The following is a 3,277-nucleotide window of genomic DNA, read 5'->3' as shown; positions in this document are numbered from 1 at the left end:
TGCCGGTTATCGTGCTGGTCTGCGCGCTGCTGACCTACGGCGGCGTGTCGCTGTTCGTGGTGGCGTTTGCGGTTTATCCCTTTGCCGCCGAGCTGTTCCGCCAGAGCGATATTCCCAAGCGCCTGATCCCGGCCACCATCGCGCTGGGGGCGTTCTCTTTTACCATGGACGCGCTGCCGGGCACCCCGCAGATCCAGAACATTATTCCCTCCAGTTTTTTCGGCACTAACGCCTGGTCTGCGCCGTGGCTGGGGCTTATCGGCTCGCTGTTTATCATTGCCGTGGGACTGTTTTACCTTGAGGTGCAGCGCCGCCGGGCCCGCAGCCGGGGCGAGGGCTACGGCAGCGAACTGCTTAACGAGCCGGAAACCCCGGACAATATTCGCCTGCCCAATCCGCTGCTGGCCATTGCGCCGCTGATTCTGGTCGGGTTGTTCAACCTGCTGTTTACCCGCTGGATCCCCGAGTGGTACGGCGCGTCTCACCAGCTGGTGCTGCCCGGCCTGGCGGCGCCGGTGGAGACCGACGTGAAAAAGATAACCGCCATCTGGGCGGTGGAGGCCGCGCTGCTGGTGGGGATCCTGGTGGTGCTGGTGGGCGGTTTTCGCAACATTCGCGGCCGGCTGGCAGAAGGTAGCCGCACGGCGGTGGGCGGGGCCATTCTCGCGGCGATGAACACCGCCTCGGAGTACGGTTTCGGGGCGGTGATCGCCGCACTGCTGGGCTTTCTGGTGCTGTCGAAAGGGCTGGCGGCGATCCCTAATCCGCTGCTCAACGAGGCGATAAGCGTTACTGCACTTGCGGGGATCACCGGCTCGGCTTCCGGCGGGATGAGCATTGCCCTGGCGGCCATGTCCGATACGTTCATCGCGGCGGCGCACGCGGCCAACATTCCACTGGACGTGCTGCACCGGGTGGCGGCAATGGCCAGCGGCGGCATGGACACGCTGCCGCACAACGGTGCGGTGATCACCCTGCTGGCGATAACCGGCCTCAGCCACCGCCAGTCCTACGGCGGTATCTTCGCCATCACCATGATCAAGAGTCTGGCGGTGCTGTTCGTTATCGCCGTCTACTATCTAACCGGTATTGTGTAATTATAGCGACGGCTGCGGCAACAGCGTCTGCAGGTCCGGCGGTACGGAGAAAAAATATGCTTAAAGGTAAAACGGCGCTGGTCACCGGCTCCACCAGCGGAATTGGTTTAGGGATTGCCGTCGCGCTGGCAAAGCAGGGCGCGCAGATTATCCTCAACGGCTTTGGCGACACGGCGCTGGCAAAAGCGCAGATTGGCCGTCAGGGTGTGCGCCACGGCTACCACGATGCGGATCTCAGCGATCCGCAGCAGATCGCCGCGATGTTTGATTACGCCCGGACGGAGTTCGGCGGGGTGGATATTCTGGTCAACAACGCCGGGATCCAGCATGTCGCTCCGGTGGACGCTTTTCCGGTAGAGAAGTGGAACGCCATTATGGCGATTAACCTGTCGGCGGTATTCCATACCACCCGGCTGGCGATCCCGGCAATGAAGGAAAACGGCTGGGGGCGCATCATTAATATCGCCTCGGTGCACGGGCTGGTGGCCTCGCAGAATAAATCCGCCTACGTGGCGGCCAAGCACGGCGTGGTGGGATTAACAAAAGTCACCGCCCTGGAGCTGGCCCGCACCGGGATTACCTGCAACGCCCTGTGCCCGGGCTGGGTGCTGACCCCGCTGGTGCAGCAGCAGATTGACGCCCGCATCGCCGAGGGCGCGGCCCCGGACGTCGCCCGCAGCAGCCTGCTGGGGGAGAAGCAACCTTCCGGTGAGTTCGTCACCCCCGAGCAGCTCGGCAGTCTGGCCTGCTTCCTGTGCAGCGACGCCGCCAATCAGGTGCGCGGCGCGGCGTGGAATATGGACGGCGGCTGGGTGGCGCAATAAGGCTGCTGGCTGGCGTGATTTTTTCGCGCCAGCCGTGCTGAAAACGGCTGGCGCTATTTTGCAGCAGATGTTCTGCTTCACTGGTTTACAATTTATGATAATTTTTCCAGAGGACGCTGCGTTATTTTTTTTGAATATGCGCCCGGACAGTGAATATATATCATTATCTATTAATGAATTTTATTATTCGGTAATGCCGCCTTCAGCTTAAGTTAATTTATGATGTGCTGCTGCATTAATGTTGGTGCTTGATATTTATTTTTTAAAACTGCCTTTTTAACTAACAGGTTGCTTGTATTCATGCAGTGAATGGTTTGTCGCTATCTTATTACTGAGTAACTTAGAATCCAGACTGCTGCATTTTTTTGAAATACGCAGGCTGACGTTTGAGAAAAGATCCTGATAAACTCTGTGCTCTTAATCACTGCGGTATTCTTATTTATCCTTTAATATCGCCATATTTATCCTCGCGCAGGGAAATTGCATAGCGAGCGTATAATTTACTACGATCAGGGATGAGCAGATGTTTGAACACGTTGAAAATGAAGCGCGCAGCGCGCGGGTAAACCGTATTGCACCTCCGCATGCCAATAAGACATTCGCATGGCCGCTGATATTGACAGCGGTTACCTCCCGCTGCGGCACGCGCTATCCGCCGCCGCCCTGATTTTTATCCTCTTTTACGCCTTACGCGACAGCGAATAATCCGCCTGCGCGTGACTTCGCCTGCCGCCTGCCGTTTCGCAAAATCCTCGCTGCCTGACCCCGCGCCTTTGGGTCCCCTGAATCACGGGAAACGGCGAGGGCGGTAGCGTGCCTAAACCATTCAAACAGAGAGAACATCACAACATGGAAGGATCCACTCGCGCCTTTAACCGTCCGAACCCGGGTATTACCCCCACCGCACCAGCCGCCGCCGGTCCGTGCCCGCAGCCGATGCCGGAGGTGAACCCGTGAGCACCACTCCTGCACTGCGATTCAGCCACAGCCACCACCTGCTGGCGGTGAAGGGCTGCGGGTCCGCGCTGGACGTGCTGGCCTTCGAGGGCCGCGAGGCCCTGAGCCAGCCGTTCAGCTACCGCATCGAGTTCACCAGCCCCGACCACGCCATCGCCAAAGAGGAGATGCTGATGAAGGCGGCGTCCCTGACCCTGCAGGCCCCGGTGGACCAGGGCTTCGGCATTAAAATACAGCAGCCGGTGCGGGTGATTCAGGGCGTGGTGTCGGACTTCGCGCGCCTCGGCACCTCGAAGGACGAAACCCGCTACGCCCTGACGCTGGCGCCGCGCCTGGCGCTGCTCGACCGCACCCGGCAGAACGCCATCTACCAGGACATGTCGGTTCCGCAAATCGTGG

3 protein-coding genes are annotated in these 3,277 nt (G+C 59.6%); all 3 read left to right on the top strand.

Annotated features, from left to right (window positions below; genetic code table 11):
• The coding region (locus QZ766_RS14075) for a GntP family permease (protein ID WP_297203000.1) at positions 1-1,097 on the top strand (1,097 nt) is incomplete at its 5' end.
• Between the two features lie 56 nt (positions 1,098-1,153).
• On the top strand, positions 1,154-1,921 hold the full coding sequence (locus tag QZ766_RS14070; RefSeq protein WP_297202999.1) for a 3-hydroxybutyrate dehydrogenase: 768 nt from the start codon (positions 1,154-1,156) through the stop codon (positions 1,919-1,921).
• A gap of 953 nt (positions 1,922-2,874) precedes the next feature.
• Positions 2,875-3,277, top strand: a 403-nt coding sequence (locus tag QZ766_RS14065) for a contractile injection system protein, VgrG/Pvc8 family (protein WP_297202997.1), incomplete at its 3' end; no start/stop codon positions are given.

Source organism: uncultured Pluralibacter sp. (assembly GCF_913775985.1).
Classification (GTDB): Bacteria; Pseudomonadota; Gammaproteobacteria; order Enterobacterales; family Enterobacteriaceae; genus Pluralibacter.
This window is presented reverse-complemented; position numbering and strand designations above follow the sequence as displayed.

Coding starts and splice junctions, on each gene's coding strand:
- QZ766_RS14070 (WP_297202999.1), top strand. CDS start 1,154: ATGCTTAAAGGTAAAACGGCGCTGGTCACCGGCTCCACCAGCGGAATT.